The 26,251-nt window shown below is 44.6% G+C and carries 25 protein-coding genes; 7 read left to right on the top strand and 18 right to left on the bottom strand.

Features of this window, described 5'->3' with window-relative positions; genetic code table 11:
- Positions 1-3: 3 nt before the first annotated feature.
- From BLW60_RS04555 to BLW60_RS04490, 15 genes are all read right to left on the bottom strand, one after another.
- Positions 4-612, bottom strand: a complete 609-nt coding sequence (locus BLW60_RS04555; protein ID WP_074714683.1) for a DUF3592 domain-containing protein — start codon at positions 610-612, stop codon at positions 4-6.
- 21 nt (positions 613-633) lie between these two features.
- On the bottom strand, positions 634-1,485 hold the full coding sequence (speB, locus tag BLW60_RS04550; RefSeq protein WP_074714682.1) for an agmatinase: 852 nt from the start codon (positions 1,483-1,485) through the stop codon (positions 634-636).
- Positions 1,475-2,326, bottom strand: a complete 852-nt coding sequence (gene speE, locus BLW60_RS04545) for a polyamine aminopropyltransferase (RefSeq protein WP_074714870.1) — start codon at positions 2,324-2,326, stop codon at positions 1,475-1,477. Before speE ends, speB begins: the two co-directional genes overlap by 11 nt.
- A gap of 226 nt (positions 2,327-2,552) precedes the next feature.
- Positions 2,553-3,047, bottom strand: coding sequence for a hypothetical protein (locus tag BLW60_RS04540; protein WP_074714681.1), 495 nt, complete (start codon positions 3,045-3,047; stop codon positions 2,553-2,555).
- A 59-nt stretch (positions 3,048-3,106) separates the two neighbouring features.
- On the bottom strand, positions 3,107-4,558 hold the full coding sequence (locus BLW60_RS04535; RefSeq protein ID WP_074714680.1) for an aminotransferase class I/II-fold pyridoxal phosphate-dependent enzyme: 1,452 nt from the start codon (positions 4,556-4,558) through the stop codon (positions 3,107-3,109).
- A complete protein-coding gene (gene speD, locus BLW60_RS04530; protein ID WP_019680842.1) occupies positions 4,551-5,321 on the bottom strand; it encodes an adenosylmethionine decarboxylase in 771 nt (256 codons plus the stop codon). Before speD ends, BLW60_RS04535 begins: the two co-directional genes overlap by 8 nt.
- Before the next feature lie 573 nt (positions 5,322-5,894).
- Positions 5,895-7,805: a diguanylate cyclase domain-containing protein gene (locus BLW60_RS04525; protein WP_074714679.1), complete on the bottom strand. Its 1,911-nt coding sequence runs from the start codon at positions 7,803-7,805 to the stop codon at positions 5,895-5,897.
- A gap of 131 nt (positions 7,806-7,936) precedes the next feature.
- On the bottom strand, positions 7,937-10,327 hold the full coding sequence (locus BLW60_RS04520) for an endonuclease MutS2 (RefSeq protein ID WP_074714678.1): 2,391 nt from the start codon (positions 10,325-10,327) through the stop codon (positions 7,937-7,939).
- 165 nt (positions 10,328-10,492) lie between these two features.
- Entirely contained in the window at positions 10,493-11,242 is a 750-nt protein-coding gene (gene recO, locus BLW60_RS04515) for a DNA repair protein RecO (protein WP_074714677.1), read from the bottom strand.
- On the bottom strand, positions 11,229-11,387 hold the full coding sequence (locus tag BLW60_RS16975) for a hypothetical protein (RefSeq protein ID WP_207645908.1): 159 nt from the start codon (positions 11,385-11,387) through the stop codon (positions 11,229-11,231). The genes recO and BLW60_RS16975 overlap by 14 nt, the downstream gene beginning before the upstream one ends.
- Positions 11,388-11,408: 21 nt before the next feature.
- Positions 11,409-12,302, bottom strand: coding sequence for a GTPase Era (era, locus tag BLW60_RS04510; RefSeq protein WP_074714676.1), 894 nt, complete (start codon positions 12,300-12,302; stop codon positions 11,409-11,411).
- Entirely contained in the window at positions 12,302-12,814 is a 513-nt protein-coding gene (ybeY, locus tag BLW60_RS04505; protein ID WP_028517045.1) for an rRNA maturation RNase YbeY, read from the bottom strand. Before ybeY ends, era begins: the two co-directional genes overlap by 1 nt.
- Positions 12,807-13,778, bottom strand: coding sequence for a PhoH family protein (locus BLW60_RS04500; protein ID WP_074714675.1), 972 nt, complete (start codon positions 13,776-13,778; stop codon positions 12,807-12,809). The genes ybeY and BLW60_RS04500 overlap by 8 nt, the downstream gene beginning before the upstream one ends.
- Before the next feature lie 16 nt (positions 13,779-13,794).
- Positions 13,795-14,295: a CYTH domain-containing protein gene (locus BLW60_RS04495; RefSeq protein WP_074714674.1), complete on the bottom strand. Its 501-nt coding sequence runs from the start codon at positions 14,293-14,295 to the stop codon at positions 13,795-13,797.
- Between the two features lie 158 nt (positions 14,296-14,453).
- Complete coding sequence (locus BLW60_RS04490; RefSeq protein WP_074714673.1) at positions 14,454-15,203, bottom strand: hypothetical protein; 750 nt, start codon at positions 15,201-15,203, stop codon at positions 14,454-14,456.
- Between the two features lie 253 nt (positions 15,204-15,456).
- Between BLW60_RS04490 and gap the strand changes: the two genes are divergently transcribed.
- Positions 15,457-16,494 (top strand): type I glyceraldehyde-3-phosphate dehydrogenase, encoded by a 1,038-nt coding sequence (gene gap / locus BLW60_RS04485; protein WP_028517049.1) that lies wholly within the window; start codon positions 15,457-15,459, stop codon positions 16,492-16,494.
- 122 nt (positions 16,495-16,616) lie between these two features.
- On the opposite strand, the gene BLW60_RS04480 is transcribed toward gap, so the two are convergent.
- A complete protein-coding gene (locus BLW60_RS04480) occupies positions 16,617-17,579 on the bottom strand; it encodes a hypothetical protein (protein WP_074714672.1) in 963 nt (320 codons plus the stop codon).
- A gap of 218 nt (positions 17,580-17,797) precedes the next feature.
- On the opposite strand from BLW60_RS04480, the gene BLW60_RS04475 reads away from it, so the two are divergent.
- The gene (locus tag BLW60_RS04475) at positions 17,798-18,832 is read left to right on the top strand and encodes a phospholipase C/P1 nuclease family protein (protein ID WP_074714671.1); all 1,035 of its coding nucleotides are present in this window, start codon (positions 17,798-17,800) and stop codon (positions 18,830-18,832) included.
- 68 nt (positions 18,833-18,900) lie between these two features.
- On the opposite strand, the gene BLW60_RS04470 is transcribed toward BLW60_RS04475, so the two are convergent.
- Complete coding sequence (locus BLW60_RS04470) at positions 18,901-19,416, bottom strand: hypothetical protein (protein WP_074714670.1); 516 nt, start codon at positions 19,414-19,416, stop codon at positions 18,901-18,903.
- Positions 19,417-19,617: 201 nt separating this feature from the next.
- On the opposite strand from BLW60_RS04470, the gene BLW60_RS04465 reads away from it, so the two are divergent.
- The 4 genes from BLW60_RS04465 (at position 19,618) to BLW60_RS04450 (ending at position 23,095) form a co-directional block, all read left to right on the top strand.
- Positions 19,618-20,364, top strand: coding sequence for a GH25 family lysozyme (locus tag BLW60_RS04465; RefSeq protein WP_081348117.1), 747 nt, complete (start codon positions 19,618-19,620; stop codon positions 20,362-20,364).
- A gap of 49 nt (positions 20,365-20,413) precedes the next feature.
- Positions 20,414-21,370, top strand: coding sequence for a type I phosphomannose isomerase catalytic subunit (locus BLW60_RS04460; protein ID WP_175460884.1), 957 nt, complete (start codon positions 20,414-20,416; stop codon positions 21,368-21,370).
- Positions 21,371-21,382: 12 nt separating this feature from the next.
- Complete coding sequence (locus BLW60_RS04455) at positions 21,383-22,336, top strand: ROK family protein (RefSeq protein WP_074714668.1); 954 nt, start codon at positions 21,383-21,385, stop codon at positions 22,334-22,336.
- Between the two features lie 381 nt (positions 22,337-22,717).
- A complete protein-coding gene (locus BLW60_RS04450) occupies positions 22,718-23,095 on the top strand; it encodes a hypothetical protein (RefSeq protein ID WP_074714667.1) in 378 nt (125 codons plus the stop codon).
- 232 nt (positions 23,096-23,327) lie between these two features.
- Here the strand turns inward: BLW60_RS04450 and BLW60_RS04445 are convergent, their stop codons facing one another.
- Positions 23,328-25,502: a substrate-binding domain-containing protein gene (locus tag BLW60_RS04445; protein WP_242872828.1), complete on the bottom strand. Its 2,175-nt coding sequence runs from the start codon at positions 25,500-25,502 to the stop codon at positions 23,328-23,330.
- Positions 25,503-25,737: 235 nt separating this feature from the next.
- Between BLW60_RS04445 and BLW60_RS04440 the strand changes: the two genes are divergently transcribed.
- A complete protein-coding gene (locus BLW60_RS04440; RefSeq protein WP_074714665.1) occupies positions 25,738-26,247 on the top strand; it encodes an RNA polymerase sigma factor in 510 nt (169 codons plus the stop codon).
- Positions 26,248-26,251: the final 4 nt, after the last annotated feature.

The following is a 26,251-nucleotide window of genomic DNA, read 5'->3' as shown; positions in this document are numbered from 1 at the left end:
AAATCACAACCTGCTCTCATACGTTCTCCGCAGTTCCTCAATTTCCTTTTTAATACGGTATCTCGGGTAAACAAAAGTGACGATCATCACTATTAACCCCACGATCACCAGCATTATATCGGCTTTCTTTTCCGCCTTATATTCGGGCACGTAGATAGTTGTGGGATCGTTTGGATCAATGTAAATATCCAGCTTTTTGCCCACATAAAGATTATCCTTGCCCGTATATGCCTTTCCTTTTTGGGTATATTCATGGTCGCCGTAATAATAACGAAATACAGGAGCATAAGCATGGCTTTCTTCCTCCTGATCATGAGGCTCATAAAGTGAAAAGCCGATAACCTCACCATGAACACGCTTCGTACACGTTTTTTTATTAGTCAAGCGTTCAATACACAAAACACAGCCCACAACGAACATTACCGCTCCAATGATGAGGCAAAAGTATGAACCAGAATTACCGCCCCAACGAAGCAGCTTCTCATCGTTTTTAAGCTCACGTTCCATTTTTTCCCTTTTTTCTTTTTCGAGCTCATTACTGTATTTCACAGCGTCTGTATCTTTTATCTCCTCGTGTGGGATATCGTCCTCAAATCCATATCTTTTATCCATAAACTCACCACTCTAACTCTTTTATGACAGAGCCAGCAGCATTTCTCTTATGATCTTGCAGGCAACTGCTGTGGAAACTCCGCTCTGATCGTAAACAGGGCTCAGCTCGTTGACATCACAGCCAACTATATTCAGCTTGCTGCATACAAGTGTTACAGCCTTTCTAAGCTCGTCAAATGTGACTCCCCCTGCCTCGGGAGTTCCCGTACCGGGGAATATAGACGGGTCAAGCACATCGAGGTCAAGTGTGAAGTAAACATTCTTGCCCTTGAGCTTTTCCACTACCTCTTCAAGCCCGTCAAAGCTGAACTTATGCATTTCCGTGTGCTTGTCCGCAAAGCGGAATTCCTCACGATCGCCGCTGCGGATACCGAACTGAAAGATATGACCGTCGCCTACAAGCTCATGGCAGCGTCTGAGCACACAGGCGTGTGAGAGCTTCTGACCGAGATAGTCATCACGGAGGTCTGCATGAGCGTCAAAGTGAACGATATAGAGATCGCTGTATTTTTCCTTGACTGCCCTTACAGTACCCAGAGTTACAAGATGCTCGCCGCCTATCATAAATGGCAGCTTGTCATCTGCAAGTATCACTTCTGCACGTTCAGATATATCATCTACAGCGCGGTCAGTGCTTCCGAAAGGCAGCTCCAGATCGCCGCTGTCAAAATAGCTGTAGTCTGTCATGTCCTTATCCTGATAAGGACTGTATGTCTCGATACCGAAGCTTTCATTCCTTATTGCCGAAGGAGCAAAGCGTGTGCCAGGTCTGAAACTTGTAGTGCCGTCAAAGCCTGCTCCGAAAAGCACTATCTTAGCCTCATCGTATTCGGCATCGCAGGCGATAAAAGTCTGTATATTCTTATTCAACATCTTTGAGAAGCTCCTCTACGTAGCACGGAAGCGCAAATGCACCTACGTGAAGTCTTGGATTGTAGTATCTGGTCTTGAGTCCCAGCATACTCCATTTTGTGCCGTTATAGTCATTTGTCGGGTGATACTTCTTTGAAGCAAAGCCGAAGAGCCAGTGTCCCGATGGATAAGTCGGTATATGTGCCTGATAGACCTTGCTTATAGGGAAGCTCTCCACTATTCGCTTGTGTGAACGCTGCATAGCTGCTGCGTCCTCGTCATAGAACGGGCTCTCATGCTGATTTACCATGATACCGTCCTCGCGGAGTGCCTTGAAGCAGCTTCCGTAGAACTCCTTTGTAAAGAGTCCCTCCCCCGGACCGAATGGATCGGTAGAGTCAACGATAATAACATCGTATTTGTCAGTACAGCGGCGAATGAACTTAACGCCGTCCTCATAGTAAACATGGACTCTCGAATCATCGAAGCGGCAGGCTGTTGTAGGGAGATACTTCTTGCACACCTCAACGACCAGCTCGTCTATCTCCACAAGGTCGATATTCTCAACAGAGGGATAGCGTGTCAGCTCGCGGACAACGCCGCCGTCGCCTGCACCTATTACGAGTATATTCTTCGGATTTGGGTGAACAGCCATAGGCACATGAGTTATCATCTCGTGATAAATGAATTCGTCCTTTTCCGTCAGCATCATATAGCCGTCAAGAGTAAGAAAGCGTCCGAACTCCTTTGAATCGAAAACATCTATACGCTGGAACTCACTGTTGCCGCTGTAGAGCTGGTGATCCACCTTTATTGAAAACTTAACATTCGGAGTATGTCTCTCCGTAAACCATAATTCCATACTATACCTCCCTTAGTGATCAGCGGATAGTAATGACTGATCAGCAAGAAACGCCGTTTACAGCGTTCTCAAATGAAATAAATGCTGCAAATGCAGCCGATACGCTCTATAATTAAACATATGGGCGAAAAATATCCGCCCACCTACTATTGTAGGGGCAGACACCCACATCTGCCCGAGATAAATGATCGGGGCGATGTGGGCATCGCCCCCAACATAGCCGTTTTTATTTTCTGTCTGCGGGAGGACCTCCTGCTGGCGGTCCTGATACACCATTCTGCTTCATAACAAATTTAAGGAATAAAGGTGTTACGATGAAAATGATGATATATGCAACTATAAGGCTGAGTATAAGTGACTTGATGAAAGAAGGCAGGAACGGCATCTTTGAACCGTGTGCAGTTGCCTGCTTATATGCCATGAACACCATTGAAAATGTAAGGATAGGTGTATAGATAAGGTCTGATACAAGAGTTGAAAGAAGTCTTGCAGGGAGACTGCGCTCCTCAAGACCGCATTTACGCACAAGTCCGTCCTCTACCTTTTTCATGGGCACTACAAAACCGATGATAAGACTTATGATAGTGCTTATACCGAAGCTCATAAAAAATCCGCGCCATGTGAAGTGTCCCGAGGTGAGATTGCCTAAAAGTGAAAGGCAGAAGCTGAGAGTTACCGCCATAAGTATATTCATCTGTAATCCGATTTTTTTCATATTCATAAATAGATCCTCCTGAAAAATAAATACCCCTTTTGTATAATATAGATGTGTAATATCCCTTATTTATCTATAACATTAAGTCTTTCTATATTAAGATCCTCCGTACCTGTCATCTGACAGCCTTTTTCTTTTGCGTATTTTATATACTCGATTATCTCGGGAGTGATAAGCTCGCCCGGAGCAAGTATCGGTATTCCCGGAGGATAACACATTACGAATTCGCTGCAAACCTCTCCTGCTGTTTCATCAAGGGGAAGTGAGCGTTTGCTGGAATAGAACGCCTTTCGCGGAGTTTCAGCCACAACAGGGCTGATATACTCCTGCGTCAGCATATTTGCTTCACTTTTGCCGAAGCGTCGTTTTATCTCAGCCAGCGCACTTATAAGGCGTTCGATATCGCGCTTTCTGTCGCCTACGGAGATGTAGGCAAGCACGTTGCCGATATCACCGAATTCTATCTGTATATCGTACTCGTCGCGGAGAAGGTCATAGACCTCAATGCCTGCAAGTCCGATAGGCAGAGTGTAGATACTCAGCTTTGATACATCGAAATCGTATATGCTGTCGCCGTTTATGAGTTCACGGGAATAAGCGTAATATCCGCCGATCTCGTTTATCTCGGAACGTGCGTATTCAGCCATTTCCACGGTCTGTGCAAATATCTCCCTGCCGCTGAGAGCAAGTCTCTTTCTGGAAATATCCAGACTTGAAAGCAGCAGATAAGAAGCACTTGTGGTCTGTGTAAGGTTTATTACCTGACGCATATAATCCGAGTTGATATTCTTTCCCATGAGCAGGAATGAGCTCTGAGTAAGGCTTCCGCCCGATTTATGCATACTTACCGAAGCACAGTCAGCTCCCGCAGCCATTGCAGTTAAAGGGAAGTTCTCACCGAAGTAGAAATGCGTACCGTGAGCCTCGTCCACCAGTACAAGCATACCGTGAGCATGAGCAAGCTCGGTTATCTTCTTCAGATCAGAGCATATGCCGTAGTAAGTGGGATTATTGACCATTATCGCCTTTGCATCGGGATTATCGAGTATAGCCTGCTCCACCTGCGCCACCGACATACCAAGGGCAATACCCAGCTTGTGGTTCACGTCGGGATTTACATAAACGGGAACAGCTCCCGTAAGGATTATTGCGTTAATGGCACTTCTGTGAACATTTCGCGGCATGATGATCTTGTCGCCCTCCTTGCAGGCATACATTATCATGCTCTGTACCGCAGAAGTAGTACCTCCAACCATGAAGAAGGCATTTGCCGCACCGAAGGCTTCTGCCGCCAGCATTTCCGCGTCCTTTATTACGGAAACAGGGTGACAGAGGTTATCCAGCGGCTTCATGGAATTTACGTCCACATTCATACAGTCCTCACCGAGAAACTCGGTAAGCTCCATATTTCCTCTGCCGCGCTTATGTCCCGGCACATCGAAGGGAACTACTCTCATTCTTCTGAATTTCCTGAGAGCCTCATATATCGGAGCATTTACTTGCGAAAGCTCAGCCATTTCCGAACACGTTCCTTCCGCTGAAAATTTCTATCATCTCCCGCTGGAGCGCATTGGTTATCTCAAGTCTGCGTCTCGGCGGAAGCTCGTTTACATCTGTATTGAACAGGTAATTCTGAAGGTCAAGCTCCTTTATTAGCATCTTTGTGTGGAACATATTTGCCTGATAGACATTTATATCCACAGCATCGTATTTATCAAGTATCTTTACATCGATATAATTCTGTATGGAAGTTATATCATGATCGATAAAGAGCTTTTCGCCGTCAAGATTACGTGTAAAGCCTCTTACTCTGTAATCCATAGTGATGATATCCGAATCAAAGCTTCCGATAAGATAGTCAAGTGCAGTAAGAGGAGTGATCTTGCCGCAGGTGGCAACATCTATATCAACACGGAATGTAGCGATAGATGTATCGGGGTGAAATTCTGGATATGTATGCACTGTGACATGGCTCTTGTCAAGATGTGCCACAGTCTCGGTACCGCCGGCAGGTATCATGGTATCATCGGCGATAAGGAAGGTAGCCGATGCGCCCTGAGGATCATAGTCCTGACGTGATACGCTGAGCACCTGTGCTCCTATCATCTCGGTTACATGAGTCATTATGTCCGTTATACGCTCAGAGTTGTACTGTTCATCAACATAAGCGATATACTCCTGCTGTGAACGTGCTGTCTTTGCATAACAGACATCGTATATATTAAAGCTAAGCGACTTTGTAAGGTTGTTGAACCCATAAAGCTTCAGTTTATTCTCCATAAAACCACACCTTTAAACAAAAAATGCACACAAAAGACCTTACCAGCCATTGTGTGCATGAAATATCATTGCGGTGCGCAGAAACTTCATTTACGGTTTCAGAGTCTATACAAGCAAGTACTACCTTTTACTACTCTTATTGACCTTTCACAAGCTGATGAGAACTTATAAAAACTTTATCGACATACAGTCGAATCAATAAGGCAACAGAAGTTGCCAGCCGAAAGATCGGCGGTCGGCATTTGACCCGGCTGTCCGTATGGCCTCGACTTCGTAGGAAGTGGTCAATAGTCTTGCTCCGAAACCTAAGCTTCTTTTGCAATTCAGTTTATTTTATCATATTTTCATGTTTTTGTCAATACTTAAAACCGCATTTTATCCTCGTTTTTCATTTGAGTTTACACACAAAAACAAGGAACGCCGAAAAGCAGCGTTCCTTATCCGCATTATAAGATTTTCACAATTATGCAGACTGCTCATTATGCATATAAACGAATATTCTGCATTATTATCCGATATTCAATGGTTTTCCGTTGAAAAATCCGTTTTTTCAGCCCTATTAAAAAGCAGTTTTCAGTTCTTGCGCTGCTTTCTTCGCTTCTGCTTATCCCCATACATTCTTTCATCAGCTATGCCCACATAGCCTTCGATATCCGTATTCTTATCAGGTACGCCGCAGAAAGCACCGAGACTTGCCTCTACTTTATAAGGCTTGCCTGATGTTTCATTATACCTTTTTAAGTATCTGCGTATGTACTCAAAGTACTTTTCCGCGCTCTCGTCGGAATAATCTCCGCAGCCTATGAGCGCGTACTCATCTCCGCCTGTTCTCGCGCACACCTCATTCATTCCGCAGCAGGACTGCAATGCATTAGCCACAACGATGATAGCATTATCGCCCTCGATATGTCCGTAATTGTCGTTTATCATTTTCAAGCGATCAAGGTCAGCTATTATGACAAGGAGCTTTTCCTGCTCATCGCAGGCTTTGCGGAATATGCCCTCCGCCATTCTTTTAAAGCCCTTTCTGTTATATACACCTGTAAGTGTGTCACGGATAGAGCTCATGAAAATACGCTGATTCATACTTGTGAGCTTTGTGCGCACACGCAGGTATTCCAGAGCCAGACCTATATTCTTGTTCCACTCGGCAAATACTCTGCTCTCGGCATTGCGTATATCATCAAATCTGAATATGGAATAGCCGAAGCATCTGTCCATATAATGCAGCGGAAGCAGGAAAAATACAGACGGACCTTCACAGTATTCGTCCATGAAATCGGGGATTATGCCCTTAGAATAAAAGTCCCGCCCTATAAACTCAGTATGCTTTCGTGTATATATCATCTTAGCTTCCATTATATCAGCATAGCCCTCGCTGAGATAATCATTGTCATCTTCTTTTTCAACGTTGTCCCAGTTTCGGCACAGACAGAGCATATATGTATCCAGTCCCCTTATGGTATATATGAAGCCATTGAGCCTGCGAAGCAGACTGTCGAGGTTCTCTTCCTCCATAAGCTCATCAAGCATACAGCTTTTAGTATAGTAATCGTCATAACGTTTTATCCTGTTGTTGTATTCTTCACCAACGTTGACACTGTACAGTGTATTGCTTCCGCAGCCGCACGAACGTGCAAGGATAAGCCTGCCGCGCTCAAGTGTTTCAAGGGGAGCGACATCTTCACCTGTTATCTTCTTATGAAGAATACATACCGCACTTGCGCCCATTCTGATATTTTCGGGGCACACCGTAGATATGGAAGGTATCTCCAGCACAGCTTTTTTTGAGCCGTCATAGCCCGATATCTTAAAGTCCTCGGGTATCCTGTAACCGCCCTTTACCATTGAGTTGCAAAGACTTCTTGCCATATCGTCATTTGCGCATACAACAGCATCGGGGATAGGTCTTTCGCCCGTAATGAACTCCTTTGCAAGATGCTGAGAAACTATTTTCCAGAAGTCGCCGTAAATGATATCATCTTCGGCTATTTCCAGCCCATGCTTCTTCATCGAACGTTTATATCCCTCAAGTCTTGACATTGCAGGAGGACTTCCCTCAGGACCTGTAAGGCACATTATCTTCTTACAGCCGTGAGCTTCTATGAAATGGTCGGTCATCTGCTCGAAAAGCTCGGTATCTTCAGCATAGAGGCTGTCGCAGAAATCGAAATCGTGATCAAGAGCAACTACAGGTATTCCCCAGTGTGAAAACACCTTTACGAATTTATCCACAAGGTTCTGACTTGCAAGATTACCCGCAAGCAGAATTACTCCGTCAATAACATCGGATTTTATAAGGGAGAAGATATTCTCCTCGCCCTGCTGTATAAGTCCGCCGCTGTCGAGATTAAAAGCCATAAGAAATGTGAGAACATCATAACCGAGAGATCTGCACTGCTCGGAAATGCCGATAAATATGCGATTCATATAGCTGTTGAAAACATCAGCCGCAATGACTGCTATGGTCTTGCGCTCCTTCATAACAGATCCCCCTTTCGTATAAAATGTGTCTTATAGTTATTATACACTAAAAGGCATATTTTTTCAACTCCTAAAGGAGAATTATAGAAAAAATATGCCTTTATTACAATTATAATAGTATTATTTTATACTTATTTTAATTCAACAACAGTAACTCCGTCCTCTCCCTCGCCGAAAAGTCCCAGACGGAAGCTTTTTACTGACGGGTGGGATTTAAGTCTCTTATGCACAGCCTGTCTAAGGAGTCCCGTGCCTTTTCCGTGGATAATAGTCACCATTGAGATATTGGACATAACAGCCTGATCGAGAAATGCGTCAAGCTGATAAACTCCGTCATCGCAGGCACTTCCGCGGATATCGAGCTCCATCTTGCCCCTGCGCTCAGCCTTTACGCCAACCTTGTTCATCTTGCGGTTCGGACGTATGGACTTGTTAGCCACAGTTACCTTTTCAGGCTCTTCAAGGCGCAGACGGGATATGTTCATCTTAGTTTTCATAACGCCCATCTGAACGTATACGAAGTCGCTTCCGTCAGGATCGCCCGAGATTATGCCATTGCGCTGCAAGTCAACAACATATACGGTATCTCCGCGGCGCAGCTTTCTCGGCAGCACATAGCCCTCATTGGGATCACGCTTGTCGATAGGATTAGCCGTGTCGTACATCTTGTTGAAGCTCTGCTTCGACTTAGATTTAACGTTTGAAACGTTTGCGCTGAAGTCCTTTTTATCCTTTTCCTTGCGGAGTCTTTCAAGCTCGTCGATAAGCTCATTTGACTCAGCCTTAGTCTGCTCGATAATGGTCATTGCACGAAGCCTTGCCTTTTCAAGCTCGTCAGCTTTTGCAGCTTCAAGCTTTTCGCGCTCAACTCTGATAGCTTCTTCATGCTCCGCAGTCTGAGCTTTAAGGCGTGATATCTCCTCTTTCTGCTTTTCCAGTTCAAGACGTGTGCTTTCAAGCTTGCCTATTACCTCTTCAAGTCTGGTATTAGCTTCGCTGACTCTTGTTTTCGCATCTGCGATGATATCAGCAGGCATACCGAGACTTTCGGATATCGCAAAAGCGTTGGATTTACCCGGAGAACCTACGATAAGCTTGTATGTAGGTCTCAGAGTTTCGATATCGAATTCGCAGGAAGCGTTTTCAATGCCCTCACCGTCGATTGCAAAGACTTTAAGCTCCTGATAGTGAGTAGTTACCATTATCTTTGCACCGTTGAGCATAAGTCGGCGGATTATCGATATGGCAAGTGCCGCACCTTCAACAGGGTCGGTACCCGAGCCGAGCTCGTCAAGGAGCACAAGTGACTGCTCATCAGCAGTACGAAGTATCTCGATGACCTTATTTGTGTGAGACGAGAATGTTGAAAGGTTCTGCTCTATGCTCTGGCTGTCACCGATATCTGCAAGGATATGGTCGTATACGGATATCCTGCTTCCGTCAGCAACAGGTATCAGCAGTCCGCACATTGTCATAGCCGCAAGAAGTCCCGCAGTTTTAAGTGATACGGTCTTACCGCCTGTATTAGGACCTGTTATGATAAGTGCCTGATAGTCCTCACCGAGACTTATATCCACAGGCACAGCCTTGTTTTTGTCGATAAGGGGGTGACGTGCTTTTTTAAGGTACATCTTTCCGTCATCGGTTATTTCTGGCAGTGAGCAGTTGAGCTTTGCAGCAAGGTTCGACTTTGCAAAATAAAGGTTCAGCTCTGTACAGACCTTGTAATTCTCCGCAAGAATATCCGCATATTCTCCGCACTCGCGGCAGAGCTGACGAACAATGCGTTCTATCTCCTCCTGCTCCTTTGCTTCAAGGAGACGTATGTCGTTATTTGCCTCGACAATTGCCATAGGCTCGATGAATATAGTCTGTCCCGTAGCCGATGTATCATGTATAAGACCGCTGACCTGTCCGCGGTATTCGGACTTTACAGGCAGAACGAAACGTCCGTCACGGATAGTTACATTGCTCTCCTGCAAATACTGCTGTGTGGTCTTGTTCTTTATCATTTTGTCGAGAGTTTCGCGGAGCTGCATACCTGCGCGGTTTATTTTTCGGCGTATCGCAGCCAGCTCCGCACTTGCAGCGTCTGCTATCTCGTTCTCGGAGATTATCGAACGCTCAAGCTTTTCAAGCAGCCAGTCATTAGGCTGCAATCTTGAAAACAGGTAGCTCAACTCAGTCTCAACGTTTTCGCAGTGAGCATACCAGTCCGCCAAAGACTTTATCTGTCTCAGCATTGCTGCTATATCCATAAGGTCGCGGAGAGATATTACTGCTCCCGACTTTGCTCTTGCAGCTACAGAGCTTATGTCCTTGAAATTGCCGAAAGGCGGTGTTCCGAACTGTACCGAAAGAGATAATGCCTGTGAGGTCTTCAGACACTCATAGCGCACTCTTTCAAGGTCGTTGTCGGGACGTACCGCCAATGCCATGCGGTGAGTCTCCTCATTCGAGGTGAGCTCGGCAAGCATTTCAAGTATCTTGTCCAGTTCAAGTGTTTTCAAATATTTATCCATAATTATCCTTTTTATTCAGTTTAGAGTTGAGAGTTTAGAGTTTAGAGTTTAGAGTTTAGAGTTTAGAGTTTAGAGTTTAGAGTTGCGGTGTCGCCTGCGGCGACAAATTGAAATAATGTGAGCCCAGTAACTACATTAACTCTCAACTCTCAACTTTTATACTTTCTAACAACTCAAAAGCGATTTGTAAAAATCCAATGTGCCGAAGCTGCGTTCAAGGTGAGTAAGTGCATATGTTTCCGTAAGTGCGGAGAGCTTCTGCTGAGTATCCTCGGATACGCGAAAATTGAAAAGCCTGCTGAAATCAGCAAGCACTATATGCCGCACCGCACTCAGCACAGGCAGCTTTATCTTCATATAGTTTTCCTTTGTGTCGTTTTCAAAGCAGTCCGAACAGAAAAATCCGCCGCTCTCCATACAGAAAAACAGCTCCTCGGGCTCATATACTCCGCAGCCTCTGCAAGCGACCACATCGGGCATATAGCCTATCTCGGACATGAGCCTCATCTCAAAAATCGACTTCAGCAGCTTCTCATCACGCTGACCTGTTTCGAGGTAGTGGAGCGAATTCAGCAAAAGCCGCATTATATCACCGTTCTGAGCCTCGGGCTTTATGCAGAAGCGCATTATCTCGGCAAAATAGCTCGCCAGAGATATCTTTGAAAGCGAATCACGAAGTCCGTAAAAAATATGTATCGGCTCTGCACTGTTGAGGTAAAGATACTTTCCCCTCTTGTCTATGCAGAACCGTGAATATGCCAGAAGCTGAGTGGAGCTGCCCGATTTTCCGTTTATTTTCCTTGCGCCTTTAACGGAAACCTCGATAACTCCGCTATCTCCTGTCAGTATATCAATGAATTTGTCCTGTTCACCAACAGAACGCTCTTTAAGGACGATGCCTTCAACAGTTGTCATGGTTATCTTCCTTATGTGCCGAATATTGCAGATAGTCCTCTATGCTGCCGCTTTCGGCAAATTTATTCCAAAGTATATCCTCCGACATTTTTACCTCCGCAGTTGATAGTACAGGTATATTACCCGATAATATCTTCTGCGGCATCGGTCATAATATCAGCGGAAATTATTTCTCGGAAAGCCCGAAGCTTCTGATGAGATTTTCTCTGTTTCGCCAGTCCTCTTTTACCTTTACCCAGCATTTGAGGTTGACCTTTATCTGGAAAAAGTCCTCAAGCTCTATTCTTGCAGCAGTTGAAGCCTTTTTCAGCATTGCTCCGCCCTTACCGATAACGATACCCTTGTGGGACTCCTTCTCGCAGTAGATAACAGCCGATATATCGAGGATATCCTTGTCCTCGCGCTCACTCATCTGCTCTACGCCCACGGCTATACCGTGAGGTACTTCATCGCTGAGGAGCATAAGGAGCTTCTCACGTATCATCTCTGCTGCCAGAACCTTTTCGGGCTGGTCGGTTATCATATCATCGGGGAAGAAGTGTACCGACTCCTCTGAAAGAGCGATTATCTCATCAATTACGATGTCAACGCCGCTGTTTTCCGTCACGCTTACAGGAACGACTGCCTGAAACTTCACCTTAGCTGTAAGCTCAGCGATAACAGGAGCAAGCTCGTCCTTGTTTTTCAGCAGGTCTATCTTGTTGAGCACAAGAATTATCGGCATCTTTGATGCGTTCATGGACTTCAGCAGTTCAAGCTCCTGCTCGTTTATCTTCTTTGTACAGTCCATAACAAAGACCACAGCATCAATATCGCTGACTGACTCCTTGACTGTATTGAGCATATGCTCGCTGAGCTTGTTCACAGGCTTGTGCAGTCCGGGAGTATCAAAGAATACAAGCTGAACATCGTCGATATTGCGTATGCCAGTTATACGTGTACGGGTAGTCTGAGGCTTGCTGCTTACAGAAGCTATCTTCTCTCCCACGATAGCGTTGAGGAGAGAGGATTTTCCTGCATTTGTGCGTCCTGCGATAGTAACGAAAGCAGTCCTTGACATCAGTTATTATCTCCGTTCACAACAAAAGTTACATCACGGGAAATACCCAGCTTTTCGAGTACGGACTCTTCCTTTTCACGCATGATGCGCTGGTCGAGCTGACTTGTCTCGTGATCGTATCCGAGAAGATGAAGCATTGAATGTACTGTAAGGAAGCCGACTTCTCTCTCAAGTGAGTGACCGTAGTTCTGAGCCTGCTTTACAGCAGTTTCCAGTGAGATAACAACGTCACCCAGCTGTACTGCGCCTGTTTCGGGGTTCACCTCAACAGTGCCGTCCTCGCTTGTAAGCGGGAATGAGAGCACATCTGTAACGCTGTCCTTGTTTCTGTATATCTTATTGAGATTTTTTATCTCGTTATTGCTTACGAAAGAAACGCTTACCTCTGCGTCCTTGCCGAAATTCTCAGTTGTAAGTACTGCCTGACAGCATCTTCTGATAAGCAGTCTTATTCCAACGGGAACTTTCACCTCTGTCTGATTATTCTTAACATATACCTTTAACTTAGCCATGAATATTTTTTCTCCCTTCGTTATATTTTTCATAGGCTTTGATAATATCCTGTACAAGTCTGTGTCTTACAACATCTTTTTCGGTAAAACGATGTATTTGTATATCGTCGATGCCTTTAAGTACTTTTATAGCCTCAACAAGACCTGATTTCCTTGTATCAGGAAGGTCGATCTGTGTAATATCGCCTGTAATGACCATTCTGCTCTCGTTTCCGAGACGGGTAAGGAACATTTTTATCTGTTCCGAAGTAGTATTCTGTGCTTCATCGAGTATAATAAAAGCTTCATCAAGTGTGCGTCCGCGCATATAAGCCAGCGGAGCTACCTCGATTATGCCTTTTTCCATATATCTTGCAAAGCTCTCTGCTCCGAACATATCGAAAAGTGCGTCATAGAGCGGACGAAGATAAGGGTCTACCTTATCCTGAAGATCACCGGGAAGAAATCCCAGCTTTTCGCCTGCTTCAACGGCAGGACGAGTAAGGATTATCTTCTTTATCTTATGTTCGCGGAAAGCCTTTACAGCCATAGCAACTGCAAGATAGGTCTTGCCCGTACCGGCAGGACCGATGCCGAGAACGATAGTATTCTCCTTTATAGCGTCTGTATAACGCTTCTGACCGACTGTACGCGGACGGAGTATCTTACCCGAAGCTGTAACACATATACCATCTCCGCCAAGCTCCTGTAGCTCCTGCTCTGCGCCGTCAGCCACCATAGATGAGACATAGCGCACTGTCTGTTCATTGACAGCGTTGCCCTTGTCAGCCATGCTCATCAAAGCTCTCAAAGCTTTTTCAGCACCGCCGATATTCTCATCATCTCCTATTATTTTAATGCCGCCGTCTCTGCTTACGACTGTCACATTGAAGTTTTTCTGTATCCTGTCCACATTTCCGTCAAGCTGACCGAAAAGAGCGGAAAGCTGCTCGGGACTGTCTGCGGGCACAAATTTTTCTGACATCAACTGATTCTCCAATCTATTGCTCGGGAAAAGCTCCTGCCTTTGCAAGTGCTGAATTGGAATAACGAATATCGTCCGAAACCTCCATAATTACCTTTACATTATCGGGGAAATCTATCTTCTGTTCGGGCGACCTGAGCTCAAGCTCCATAATAGCAAGCTTATCCGAGAAAGGATAGGTGTCCAGCTCAAAGAGCTGATCGTGATAGTCAAAGCAATAACGCACCTTCTTTACGGGAGGGCAATCTCTAAGCTCCTGCCCGAGCAAAGTACGGTACTCCTCTGCACTTATCTCAAATTCATTTTCTTCCCTTGTAACATGAGTATGGAAGATCTTTTCAGTATAAGTATATTTCACACTGCCGTTCTCATCTACAGATCTCACCCTGCGCTGAGAACCATTCTGTCCGCTTTTCAGATAAGTCTGAATGATACCGATCCTGCGCTTTACGTCAAGCGTGGAAACATCGGGAAACTCTACAAGAAATTTTCTTTCGATCTCATATGATTTACTCATAAGGCACTCTCCAAAAAGCAAAAATACTGCTTCGTATATGTTGAAATCTTTCAACATATACATTATACAGCTTTTTTTGAATAATGTCAACAAAATTCTCGATTTATTCTGTCTAAATTGCTAAGTTTTATCTTATTATCACATAGCTGTCACCTTTATCAGAGCAGATCTCTGAGCATAAGGTTGTATGGTTCAAAAAAGCTTTCGCCTATTTCAGGGGACGGTGCTTCCAGTACCGCTGACTCATTACCGTCAGGAAGCGGTATTTCGACAACTATCTCATTGCTGCCAAGCTGCGCTTCTGCACCGATACGGGCAGCAAGTCCTCTGACAGTTTCTTCGGGATAATTTTCAAAAACGTCGGGCAGACCGATGTTTTCTCCGTCCACAAATGTCCCTGCGGCTCTTATGATAATTTTGACATTTTCACCAGTTTCCTCGCAAAAGGCTTCAAATCCACTGTTATCGGCAGCATTGGCAAGACTGTACCTTCTGATAAAACTCAGCAGCAGCATTCTCAGGATATTTGCATCAGCACGTACAAAGGCTGCTGCGCAGTCTTTGAGCGTAACTCTGCATCTTCCTGCTGTTACAGCTACGCATTTTTCGGCAAGCTCCGCAAGAAAAGCGTCTGTCCTTATCATGCCGCTGTGCTCTGCTCCGTCATGCGGTGAAACAAGTGCCTTGCTAAGCTCCGCATTTCTCATAAGATCGCAGCACATCGTCAGTATACCCTCAATAAGCTCGCCGTCCTTCTTCGTCCCGTGCTTTTCAGCAAGTTCTCTCAGAAATTCGCAGGAAGCGGATATGCCCATGACCGAACGCCTTACAAGATATTCGTTATAAGCTATGTAATCCTCGGCAAAAGGACTTTCAAAAAAATCCCGAAATCCGTTTTTCTCGTCCATATTTTCTCCGTTCTCAATGTTCGTGTACAAAAAATGAATATATTATATTATACTACATTTTAATCAGAAATGGAATAGCTGACAGCAAATTTACCGTAGGGGAATTTATAACAAAAATAATTATAAGCCTTTATCGGCTTTTGTTTAATATGTACTTTTACAAAAAAATCTGTTATTTTTTTATCGAACCACTTGAAAAATTTTCCGAGTTGCGCTATAATTAATCTATACAAATTTTTAGGAGGTATATCCAATGTCAGTTAAAGTTGCTATTAACGGTTTCGGCCGTATCGGTCGTCTTGCATTCAGACAGATGTTTGACGCTCCAGGTTATGAGGTAGTTGCAATCAACGACCTTACAAAGCCTTCAATGCTCGCTCAGCTTCTCAAGTATGATACAGCTCAGGGCGGTTACTGTGGTAAGATCGGTGAGAACCTTCACACAGTTTCTGCTGATGATGAAAAGGGCACAATCACTGTAGACGGCAAGACACTTACAATCTACGCTAAGGCTAACGCTGCAGAGCTCCCATGGGGCGAGATCGGCGTTGACGTAGTTCTCGAGTGCACAGGTTTCTACTGCTCAAAGGACAAGTCACAGGCTCATATCGATGCAGGTGCTAAGAAGGTTGTTATTTCTGCTCCAGCAGGCAACGATCTTCCTACAATCGTTTACAGCGTAAACGAGAAGACTCTTACAAAGGATGACAAGATCATCTCTGCTGCTTCATGCACAACAAACTGCCTCGCTCCTATGGCTAAGGCTCTTAACGATTATGCTCCTATCCAGAGCGGTATCATGAGCACAATCCACGCTTACACAGGCGATCAGATGATCCTTGACGGTCCTCACAGAAAGGGCGACTTCAGAAGAGCAAGAGCAGGTGCTGCAAACATCGTTCCTAACAGCACAGGTGCTGCTAAGGCAATCGGCCTTGTTATCCCAGAGCTCAACGGCAAGCTCATCGGCAGTGCTCAGAGAGTTCCTGTTCCTACAGGTTCTACAACAATCCTCACAGCTGTTGTTAAGGGTGCTAACGTAACTAAGGAAGGCATCAACGCTGCTATGAAGGCTGCTGCTTCAGAGTCATTCGGCTACAACGAGGATCAGATCGTTTCTTCTGACGTTATCGGCATGAGATTCGGTTCACTCTTCGATGCTACACAGACAATGGTTGCTGAGATCGGTGACGGTCTCTACGAGGTACAGGTTGTTTCATGGTACGACAACGAGAATTCTTACACATCACAGATGGTAAGAACAATCAAGTACTTTGCAGAGCTCGGCTAATAGCTGATATATATGCAACATTCAAGGGCGTTCATTGCGAACGCCCTTTTTGTATGTCAGTATACAAAGAAAAGGCACTCGATTTGAGTGCCTTTTGCTATATAAAGCAATATGCTTATTTCTTATTCCTGCTCGTCTACTACTTCAAATCCATCGACAGGAAAAAATTCCTCACCAAGTCGTGATACAGAATAATCAGTTTTTACCGCCTTTAAAGTCTTTTCATCAAAGTAAAAGCAATAATCTATCTCTGGATAATAATTGTATAAGTTTGGTTCTCCCGCTTTCATCTGAATATAGAAACTGTCTTTGTTTTCTTCGAAAGCATCACCATAATAATACTTTGTGCCAAAACTCCATTCATAGAATTTTCCATCTTCTTTAAGTCCAAGGTCTGTACAAAGAGTTTTTACATCTTCATAATCCATTGGCTTTACATCCTGCGGATAAAAAATCAGCTCGCTGCTTATGTCATCAAGGTTAATAGAATTAGGGTAAAAGCCCATTTTACCTGTTTCAGTTAAATATACATCATCAATAGTTGCTTCAGCAACTTTTACTCGAGCGTTTTTTTCCGCATCAAATTTACCATAACATACAGTTAATTCAAGTCGCGGATCGTCAAATGATTTAATCCTTTTAGCGTCCGTATAAGCTCCTACGTTATCCGTTGCAAGATATTCGTCAACAGGAATTTCAGACATATCGAATTTGTCACCGTATTCCTCAATAAACTCTGCAACCGTCATATAATTTCCGCGTCTGAATACAGTATCACCTATCTGTATACAGCCCGAATTGAGAGCAGCCTTTTTTATCTCGTCTGTAGCTTCATACTTTATTTCAGCTACAGTTGTAGGCTCTGTTTCGGCTTCTGTTGCTTCTTCTTTCTCCTTTGCGAGCTCCTTTGATGTTTCTTCATCGAGCTTGTTGAGAGCGTCCTCAAGGTCTTTTTCGTCTATGTCCTCAGCAGATTTTGAACTTGTCTTTGTCTTCTTGTTGTCCTTGCTGTCACCGCAGGCTGTCATTGCTGTTGCGCCTAAGCATACCGCAAATAAGAATGCAGCAATTCTTGTTTTTTTCATAATTATTTTCCTTTCAAATAAACATACTTGTATAATTATAAAGCTGAAATGTGATGATTTAGTGAAAGCAGCAATATTTCAGCAATAATGCACTTCCACATCAACATCATTGACAATTATTGGCAAGTGATGTATAATTTAATAAGGTAATAACAGCGTATCAGTCTCGGGCGGACATCTCCGTCCTACAGATGTAATATAATATATAAGGTGATAACGTGAATAATAAATGGAAAAAAGTCACTGATGAACTCCAGCAGCTGACTAAAAAATATACCGAAAACAAAGTGCTGCCGCCGTCAAATATACACGAGGATATTCTCATCAGAGCATTAAAGCTCCTTGACGAGACTGCTCCCGAGGCAGCTGAGCTCATACGTCCGCAGCTGAAAATAATGCTGCCCTATACTGTCATAGCCGACAGCAATGAGGACCGCGAAAACGGTGCAGGCAGGCACTATTACTGCGCCTGCAACACAAACGGCAAGCCCCTCAGACCTGTCTGCGGCTACTATAAAAACGGCAAGGACCTCTTCGCAAAAAGCGCACGTACAATGTTCGAGGAGGACTATACAATGGCTCTTACCATGCACCAGAACGGATTTGTAAAGCAGGGTTCTGTATATCTTGCAAGGGCTGTGCATATGATGTCGGATATGTGCTGTCTCCCCCACGCTGCAAAAATGACCTATTTTTCCAAGATGCGCAGCGTCCATATCCGCTATGAGGACCTTGCCCGTGTAATGTATCCCGAATTCGTTCCCGAGCAGCATATAACCTACAGTCATCTCCGCCGCTTTTCAATGCGCAGCAGCTTCTCAACTGCAATAAATAACAATTCCACTGCAATATGCCGCAATGCGCAGGAGCTGTTCGTTGATCCCGTAAATGCTATAACTGATCGTCTTTATGATACCGAACAGGCTGTTGCTGCTCTGCTGTACCGCTTTTACCGCGATACAAAGGTGACTCCCCTGCGCGGACACTATATCGTCAGCGGTATGGTCTGCCACCCGTTTTCGGATATGCCTGCCCTGAATATCAAAGTGACGGAAAAGGGCATAACTTTTGAACTTGAAGGCGTTCCCGTAAACTCCCACCTTGGCAGCATTTTCAGAGCCGCTCACAGACGGGGCGGTCATTTCACCCTGACTCCTCTGGGCTGCACCAACGGATACGTACTTTCACGCGGGAGCCGCAAGCTTGTACCATTTGATCCCCGTGACGAAAAACAGTTCTTCGCTATAATATAAAAAAGCAGCCGAAAGGCTGCTTTTTTTGTTTTCATATTATTTTGGCAGATAATACCGTGCCCGAAGCTTTAAAGTTCTTCCATGCTGCCTGAGGCGTTTTTCTGCCTTTCAGCCATTTTCTGAGCGTATGGATTTTTTGTCTCCCACTGAGCCCTGTTATTGTCATACTCTTTCTGCTTTGGCTCAAAATACGGAAAGCCTTCCTGCTGCTCAAGCCAACGATACATATTTATATTCTTGAAGCTTCTGACAGCTACCCATGCAAATGCGGCGAACTCTGCAAATCCGAGAATAGTAAAACTGCCAACAGAAAACATAGTTATTATCTCTGCTATGAGAAGTACTCCCGACACTAAAGAAAGCGCAGTGTTTTTCTTATATACACTTATAAAGCCTGTTACCGAAGCAGCCGCAGCCAATGCAGCAACAAGCAGTACACCCTTGTTCCACGAAAGTATATATGCGATAAAGCACCATATTGCCACAATGATATTACCTGCAAATGCTACGAACATTTTGGTGTCATCGTTCTTTATTCTTTTCATCTGCGTCCTGTTCTGCTTATATTCCTCTTCAAAATCCACTGTGCTGCTGCCTCCTTGACACCTTGTTAGGTTAATTATATCATTTTTCTGCCCATTTGTCAACACGCCGCAAAAAACATTCTTTTTTCAAAAAAACTGTTGACTATTTGCCGTTTTTAGTTTATTATATATATTGTATGACTTTTGGATTCTTGGCTCGGCGTTATTGCCTTTGAGCTTTTGAGGGGAGCTGCATTCGATATGCATATCATAAAAAGAAATATCCTTTGCTCTCTGCTGGGCTCATTTCTTATAACTGCTGCTGCGGCTTCGGCTCTGTTCTTTGCCACAGCTAAAGTAAACAAGGCAAAATACCCTGTATTCGGCGTTGATGTTTCAAACTATCAGGGAGATATCAACTGGCAGGAGCTTGAATCACAAAATGTATCATTCGCTTTTATAAAGGCTACTGAGGGCAGCGGTCACACTGACGAGTCAGTTCGCAGAAATCTCGACAGAGCTGCTTCAACAGGCATCAGAGTATCAGCCTATCACTTCTTCAGCTTTGACAGTGCAGGAGATACTCAGGCTGAAAACTTCATATCGTCAGTGAGTCCTGAGGAAATAGACCTTCCGCCTGTTATCGACATAGAGTATTACGCTGACAAACGCAGCAACAAGCCCTCAAAGGAAGAGACCGAAAAGATACTTCGCCCTCTTATTGAAAGGCTTGAGGCATATTACGGTGTAAAGCCCATAATATATACTACTCTCCCCGTTTATTTCAGATACATAAGAGGAAACTACTCGGACTGTCCGCTGTGGATAAGAAATGTCAACTGCGAGCCCGATCTTCTCAGCTGGAAGTTCTGGCAGTACAGTGACAAGGGAGTCCTCACGGGATATGACGGCGATGAGGAGCATATCGACTTAAATGTATACAACGGCTCTGCGGAAGACTTTGAAAAGGAATTCCCAATGCCGAATAATAAAAAAGCAATATCATAACCAATAATACGGAGCACTTAGGCGGTGTTCCATACAGAAAGGTACTATCGTGAAACCATTTTTACTCAATGCACCTATTAAAGATTATATCTGGGGCGGCACTAAGCTGAGGGATATCTTCGGCAAGGAAAGTGAGCTGGAGCGTCTCGCGGAAAGCTGGGAGCTGAGCTGTCACCCTGACGGCGAGTCTGTTGTCAGCGGCGGCGAATTTGACGGAATGAAACTTTCCGAGCTTATTGAAAAACACCCTGAGATACTGGGAAAGAACTGCAAAAAGTTCAGCACATTCCCCGTACTTGTAAAGCTCATCGACGCTAAAAACGACTTATCGGTACAGGTACACCCCTGTGACGAATACGCGCAGAAATACGAAAACGACAACGGCAAGACCGAAATGTGGTACGTTATCGACGCTGAACCCGATGCAGAGCTTGTTTACGGCTTCAAGGAGAAGATAACAAAGGAAGAGTTCCGCAAGGCTATCGAGGACAATACCCTCATGGACAAGGTGAACCGCGTTCCTGTAAAGAAAGGCGACGTTTTCTTCATAGAGCCCGGCACTCTCCACGCTATCGGCAAGGGAATACTCATTGCCGAAATACAGCAGAGCTCCAATGTGACATACCGCGTTTACGACTACGGCAGACTTGGTGCTGACGGCAAGCCGAGACAGCTCCACATTGAAAAGGCTCTCGAAGTCACAAATACAGAGCCTCTTGATCCCCACAGACCTGTTTACGGTATGGAGCTTGACGGCGTTGTTATACAGCTTCTTGCTGAATGTGACTACTTCAACGTCAACAGAGAGAGACTTATCAAGGAGGCTGAACTTTTTGCCGATGACAGCTCCTTCTCTCATGTTCTCGTTATCGGCGGCAGCGGCGAGCTGAGTACAGACGACTGCTGTATCAGCCTTGAAATGGGTACAAGTGTTTTTGTCCCAGCAGGCACAGGAAATTACGTTATAAAAGGAAATTGTGATGTCATTATCACCACAATTCCATAAGGAGGATATAAAATGAAATATTATGTAGGAATTGACCTTGGCGGTACTAATATCGTTGCAGGTGTTGTTGATGAGAAATATAATATCATCGCAAAGGCAAGCACAAAGACAAATTGTCCGCGTCCCGAAAAGGAGATCGCTGACGATATGGCTAAAATGGCAATTGAAGCTGTAAAGAATGCAAAGCTCACTATGGATCAGATCGAATGGATCGGCGTTGGTACTCCCGGTATCGCCAACAGCGAAACAGGTATCATCGAATACTCAAACAACCTCGGCTTCAAGGATACTCCTATGGTAAAGTACATTCAGGAGTCTATCGACAAGCCTGTATTTATTGAAAATGACGCTAATGCTGCTGCATACGGCGAGTTCGTGGCAGGTGCTGCAAAGGGTGCAAAGAACGCTGTATGCATCACTCTCGGAACAGGCGTTGGCGGCGGTATCATCATCGACGGCAAGATCTACTCAGGCTCCAACTTTGCAGGTGCTGAGATCGGTCATACTGTTATCGAAGTTGACGGAGCACAGTGCTCATGCGGCAGAAAAGGCTGCTTTGAGGCTTATTCCTCTGCTACAGGTCTTATCCGCATGACTAAGGAAGCTATCGCTGAGCACCCTGACTGCATCATGGCTCAGTCCGAAAAGGAAAAGGGCAAGGTAACAGCTCGCACTTCATTTGACTGCATGAGAGCAGGCGACAAGTACGCTAAGGCTGTTGTTGACAAGTACATCAAGTACCTGGCAGCAGGTATCACAAATACTATCAATATCTTCCAGCCAGATATCCTCTGCATCGGCGGCGGTGTCTGCAACGAGGGCGATCCTCTCCTCCTCCCTATGAAGGAGCTTGTTGCTAAGGAAGTTTACACACGCAACTCACCTAAGAATACAGAGATCGTTATTGCTAAGCTCGGCAACGACGCAGGTATCATCGGTGCTGCTTTCCTCGGCAGGGCTAAATAAGCCGTTAGCAATTAGCATTTGTAGGGGCTGCCTTTGGCAGTCCGTGCCTTACGAATAGTAGTGGCGGATATTATCCGCACATTAATACAATTATAAAAGCCGCAGCATTTCCCGTGCTGCGGCTTTTTGTTGACATATTGAGCTTTTTGCGGTATAATCTTAGTAAAATAAATCATAGTTTTGCGGAGCAAAATTATGATAGTGGTTAGTTATTAGTGATTAGTTGTTAGTTTGTAGGGGCGAGTTCCGCTCGCCCACAGATACGCAGTTGTACTGTAGGGGGCGATGCCCACATCGCCCCACAAATATTATTATTGTATCACGGGCGGACAATATCCGCCACCTACAATAGGCTAACGGCTATAATCAGGGGAGAAAACAATGTACAAATATATGCGCATACAGGGCAGAGATAATTCCTATATAACGAAATATCCCAAAGGTGTATTCAGTTTGTGCTGGAATTTGATAAATGATAAGGTCATGACAGATGAAGATGAAAAGCTGTTCATTTCAATTGATGAATGGTTCAAGGAAAATCTTCCCGAGCCTGAGCCCTGCAAAAATCGAGAAACAGTCATTACTTTTTTCAAGTGTGAGAGTACCGAACACATGATAAAAAAGCTCGAACCTGCCATAATGCTGCTGGAGAAATATAAAAAGCCCTATGATGTTGTGTATACCAACTTCGTCGGCACTATTGTTTACGAAGATGATTGGCAGGTGGCTGTTTCGGTCAAAGACGGAAAAATGGTCTGATACATTATAATATACACTGAAAAATAAACCCGAAAGCATTCGGATAATGAAGCTTTCGGGTTTTTGTCAATTTGTGTATTGCTTGTACGGGCGAGCGGAATGCATCTGGTGTATCCATATGTGAAAATTCATAGTTGAATTTTTTTCGAGGGCGCACGGAATGCGCCCCTACATACATTAGTATTCATTGCGGACTGCCAAAGGCAGCCCCTACAAGCTAAAGGCTAGCAGCTCATTTAGCCATGTTGCGGTATTGATTTGGTGTTACTCCTACCGTTGCAAGGAACTGACGCAGGAAGTATTTACTGTCCACATATCCGCACTGCTCCGCTATCTCCGCCATACTCATCGGTGTTACCGTCAGGCAGTAGGTCGCCTTTGCCATACGTGCGTTGATGCAGTCCTTATGTATGCTCACGCCGAAGCACTTCTTGTATACCTCGCGGAGATGTCCTGCGCTGTATGGATAGAGCTTGCGGAGCTTTTCAGACTCGAAGCTGTCCTGCGGATTGCTGTAGATATAGCTCCTTATACTGAGCATATCCTCGTAATGCGGACGCATACGCATCTCCATTTTCTCGCGCTGACGCTCGGCAAGTATATCCGTACACATTGCCGTGAGCTTGGTATATGATTTCTCGTTGCACTTGATAGCTGCATAAACAAAGGAATCAAGTCCGTACTGGTCTATATATACAGCGTGCTGGAGCATTATGGAATTAAGCCTGTTTTCAAGGAGCTCGGTATCTGTTTCGCCCTGTATTATGCAGGCAAAGGTATTGTCATTGACTCTGCCGCAGATATCATTGCTTCCGCAGAACTGATTGATAGCCTCAGCTGCGTCCATAACAGCAGGTATCTTGCCGTTGAGCTCGTAAAATCCTGCATTTGAGATACCTATCCTCAGCATAACGAGAGCGTATTCCTGATTTTCGATATCAAGGGTATGATAAGCCTTTCTCATGCCTGTCTCGTTGTACATTCCCGTAAGAGTATCACGCATATCCGACAAATTCTGACACTGTGTAAGATACTGGATATCATTCTTCATGCGCAGGAACTCAAGTCCGTTGGATACGGATTTGAGCCAGTTTCTGTAGATATCGTCATAGGTATCGGGATCATGGTATTTGAGCACAAGATGTCCGAAAAGCCTGTCATTGAAGAACAGCGGATTGAAATAATACACAGCAGGCTCGTAATTCTTTGAGAGAAGTGCAGAGAAATTGAATTTGTGCATATCGAACGGAGTCCTGTCCTCCCAGTTTACCATGCACTGACACGAAAGTATCTCGCTGAGCTCTGAATCTGTATCATACCAGTTTTTATAAAGGCACAGATAAAAACTCTGGATACCGCGCACCTGCCAGTGGTATTCGCTGCATATATCAGTGAATTCACCGAGTGTACGGCACTCTGTCAGCTTCTGGTCAAGAGGATTGAACAAGTTCCAGTTGTCGTATTCCTTTTTGGTACGCGCATTTTTCAGCTCATCTTTATACTGTACACGGTCTATGCCGCAGGTGCAGCTTGAACCGCATACCAGCTCGCCCTTAGGCGGCGCAAAAAGAAATTCTCTGTTTTTGAGTTTGCTGTATACAAAATTCGCCGCGTCCTCGCCTATAGTTTCACGGTTTCTCTTGTATGTCGTGAGCAGCGGCGAATGCATAAAACGATCACCTACGAATTCATAGCCTACTACTGTAACATCGTCGGGTACTTTTATGCCAAGCTCATCAAATTTGTCTATAAGTCCGTAAGCCATATAATCATTGGCGCAGACTATAGCCTGAGGCAAAGGAAGCTCGCCGTTATGATAACGCTCTGCAAGCTCTTCGCCCGAATTCATCCAGAAATTTCCGTAATGCACACGCTTTTCATCATATTCGATACCGTGCTTTTCGAGAGATTTCCTGTAGCCGTTAACTCTGAGATTTGATGCTTCGATAAAATCATAGCCTGTTATTATATCTATTTCTGTAAAGCCATGCTTATCTACAAGATGATCGGTAAGATCCTCGATATCATTTTCGTCGCTGGTATTTATAAATGTACACTGCGGCATATCAAGCTCGGCAAGGTACGTGCCTACAACGACTATCGGTATCGTCTTGCGTGAAAGAAGATCAGCGATCACCTTGCGCAGATCTTCATTTACAAACGATTCTGAAATAATGATAAGTCCGTCGATCTCGTCAGACATGATAAGATCATATATCCTGTTTTCGCAGAAAAGCTCCTTTTCCTTAATATTAGGATTATAATTATTGGAGAAAATGATCGTATCTATTCCGACACACTGATCGAACCTTGCAACTCCTTTTATGACCTGACGCTGTTCAATACTGTTCGCCTCAGCAGCTACAACGCCAAAGATCGTTCTCTTTTTTTTGATCAAGTTTCCCACCCCTACATTAGAAGTTACTTATATTATACATGATTTATTAAGAATTGTCAATGAACTTTTCTGCGTTTTTTACACCATAAGAGCATTTTTGTGGGTTGAATATTTATATATCGTTATAATCCACAATCAAGCGGTTTACATTTTGTTTAAATCGCCGATTTTATACATCTTTTGCAGCGATCTGCATTCCCGATGACACATAATTTATGAATTCGAATTCAAAGGAGGGATCCACATGAATGACTACTCAGAAGATGTCCGACTTGCCCGTGAAGGAAGTACGGAAGCTTTCGCGAGACTGTACGCTACAGTTTACGAGGACCTGTATCATATTGCACTTTACAGTCTGCGAAGTCCCCATGACGCTGCCGACACAGTAAGCGATACCGTACTGGACGCATTCTGTTCGATCAAAAAATTGCGCAGTCCCGAAAAATTCAGAAGCTGGATAATGACTATCCTTGCTGCTAAGATAAAAAGAAAACAACGCTCGTATTTTGAGCCTGCCGATGAACTCAACGAAAACACAGACCTGACTGAAAGCTTTGACTTTGAGTCAGTCGAGCTTCGTGAAGCTGTGGAAAATCTCGATACCGAATCTCGCCTGCTGCTTTCCATGTCAGTGCTCGAAGGCTATTCAAGCGACGAGATATCTCAGGTCTGCGGCATAAAGCCCAGCACCGTCCGATCACGGCTGACGAGGATAAAACAAAAGCTAAGGCTGGAGCTTACCCCTGAACTATGAGTCC

Source organism: Ruminococcus flavefaciens, from assembly GCF_900108555.1.
In the GTDB taxonomy this organism is placed as follows: Bacteria; Bacillota; Clostridia; order Oscillospirales; family Ruminococcaceae; genus Ruminococcus; species Ruminococcus flavefaciens_P.
The sequence above is the reverse complement of the archived record's forward strand: the minus strand, read 5'-3'. Positions and strand labels throughout refer to the sequence as shown.

Bases quoted from the DNA above. Each gene is read 5' to 3' on its own strand.
- BLW60_RS04555 (WP_074714683.1), bottom strand. From the start codon at position 612: ATGGATAAAAGATATGGATTTGAGGACGATATCCCACACGAGGAGATA.
- speB (WP_074714682.1), bottom strand. From the start codon at position 1,485: ATGTTGAATAAGAATATACAGACTTTTATCGCCTGCGATGCCGAATAC.
- speE (WP_074714870.1), bottom strand. From the start codon at position 2,326: ATGGAATTATGGTTTACGGAGAGACATACTCCGAATGTTAAGTTTTCA.
- BLW60_RS04540 (WP_074714681.1), bottom strand. From the start codon at position 3,047: ATGAATATGAAAAAAATCGGATTACAGATGAATATACTTATGGCGGTA.
- BLW60_RS04535 (WP_074714680.1), bottom strand. From the start codon at position 4,558: ATGGCTGAGCTTTCGCAAGTAAATGCTCCGATATATGAGGCTCTCAGG.
- speD (WP_019680842.1), bottom strand. From the start codon at position 5,321: ATGGAGAATAAACTGAAGCTTTATGGGTTCAACAACCTTACAAAGTCG.
- BLW60_RS04525 (WP_074714679.1), bottom strand. From the start codon at position 7,805: ATGAAGGAGCGCAAGACCATAGCAGTCATTGCGGCTGATGTTTTCAAC.
- BLW60_RS04520 (WP_074714678.1), bottom strand. From the start codon at position 10,327: ATGGATAAATATTTGAAAACACTTGAACTGGACAAGATACTTGAAATG.
- recO (WP_074714677.1), bottom strand. From the start codon at position 11,242: ATGACAACTGTTGAAGGCATCGTCCTTAAAGAGCGTTCTGTTGGTGAA.
- BLW60_RS16975 (WP_207645908.1), bottom strand. From the start codon at position 11,387: ATGCCGCAGAAGATATTATCGGGTAATATACCTGTACTATCAACTGCG.
- era (WP_074714676.1), bottom strand. From the start codon at position 12,302: ATGTCAAGGACTGCTTTCGTTACTATCGCAGGACGCACAAATGCAGGA.
- ybeY (WP_028517045.1), bottom strand. From the start codon at position 12,814: ATGGCTAAGTTAAAGGTATATGTTAAGAATAATCAGACAGAGGTGAAA.
- BLW60_RS04500 (WP_074714675.1), bottom strand. From the start codon at position 13,778: ATGTCAGAAAAATTTGTGCCCGCAGACAGTCCCGAGCAGCTTTCCGCT.
- BLW60_RS04495 (WP_074714674.1), bottom strand. From the start codon at position 14,295: ATGAGTAAATCATATGAGATCGAAAGAAAATTTCTTGTAGAGTTTCCC.
- BLW60_RS04490 (WP_074714673.1), bottom strand. From the start codon at position 15,203: ATGGACGAGAAAAACGGATTTCGGGATTTTTTTGAAAGTCCTTTTGCC.
- gap (WP_028517049.1), top strand. From the start codon at position 15,457: ATGTCAGTTAAAGTTGCTATTAACGGTTTCGGCCGTATCGGTCGTCTT.
- BLW60_RS04480 (WP_074714672.1), bottom strand. From the start codon at position 17,579: ATGAAAAAAACAAGAATTGCTGCATTCTTATTTGCGGTATGCTTAGGC.
- BLW60_RS04465 (WP_081348117.1), top strand. From the start codon at position 19,618: ATGCATATCATAAAAAGAAATATCCTTTGCTCTCTGCTGGGCTCATTT.
- BLW60_RS04455 (WP_074714668.1), top strand. From the start codon at position 21,383: ATGAAATATTATGTAGGAATTGACCTTGGCGGTACTAATATCGTTGCA.
- BLW60_RS04450 (WP_074714667.1), top strand. From the start codon at position 22,718: ATGTACAAATATATGCGCATACAGGGCAGAGATAATTCCTATATAACG.
- BLW60_RS04440 (WP_074714665.1), top strand. From the start codon at position 25,738: ATGAATGACTACTCAGAAGATGTCCGACTTGCCCGTGAAGGAAGTACG.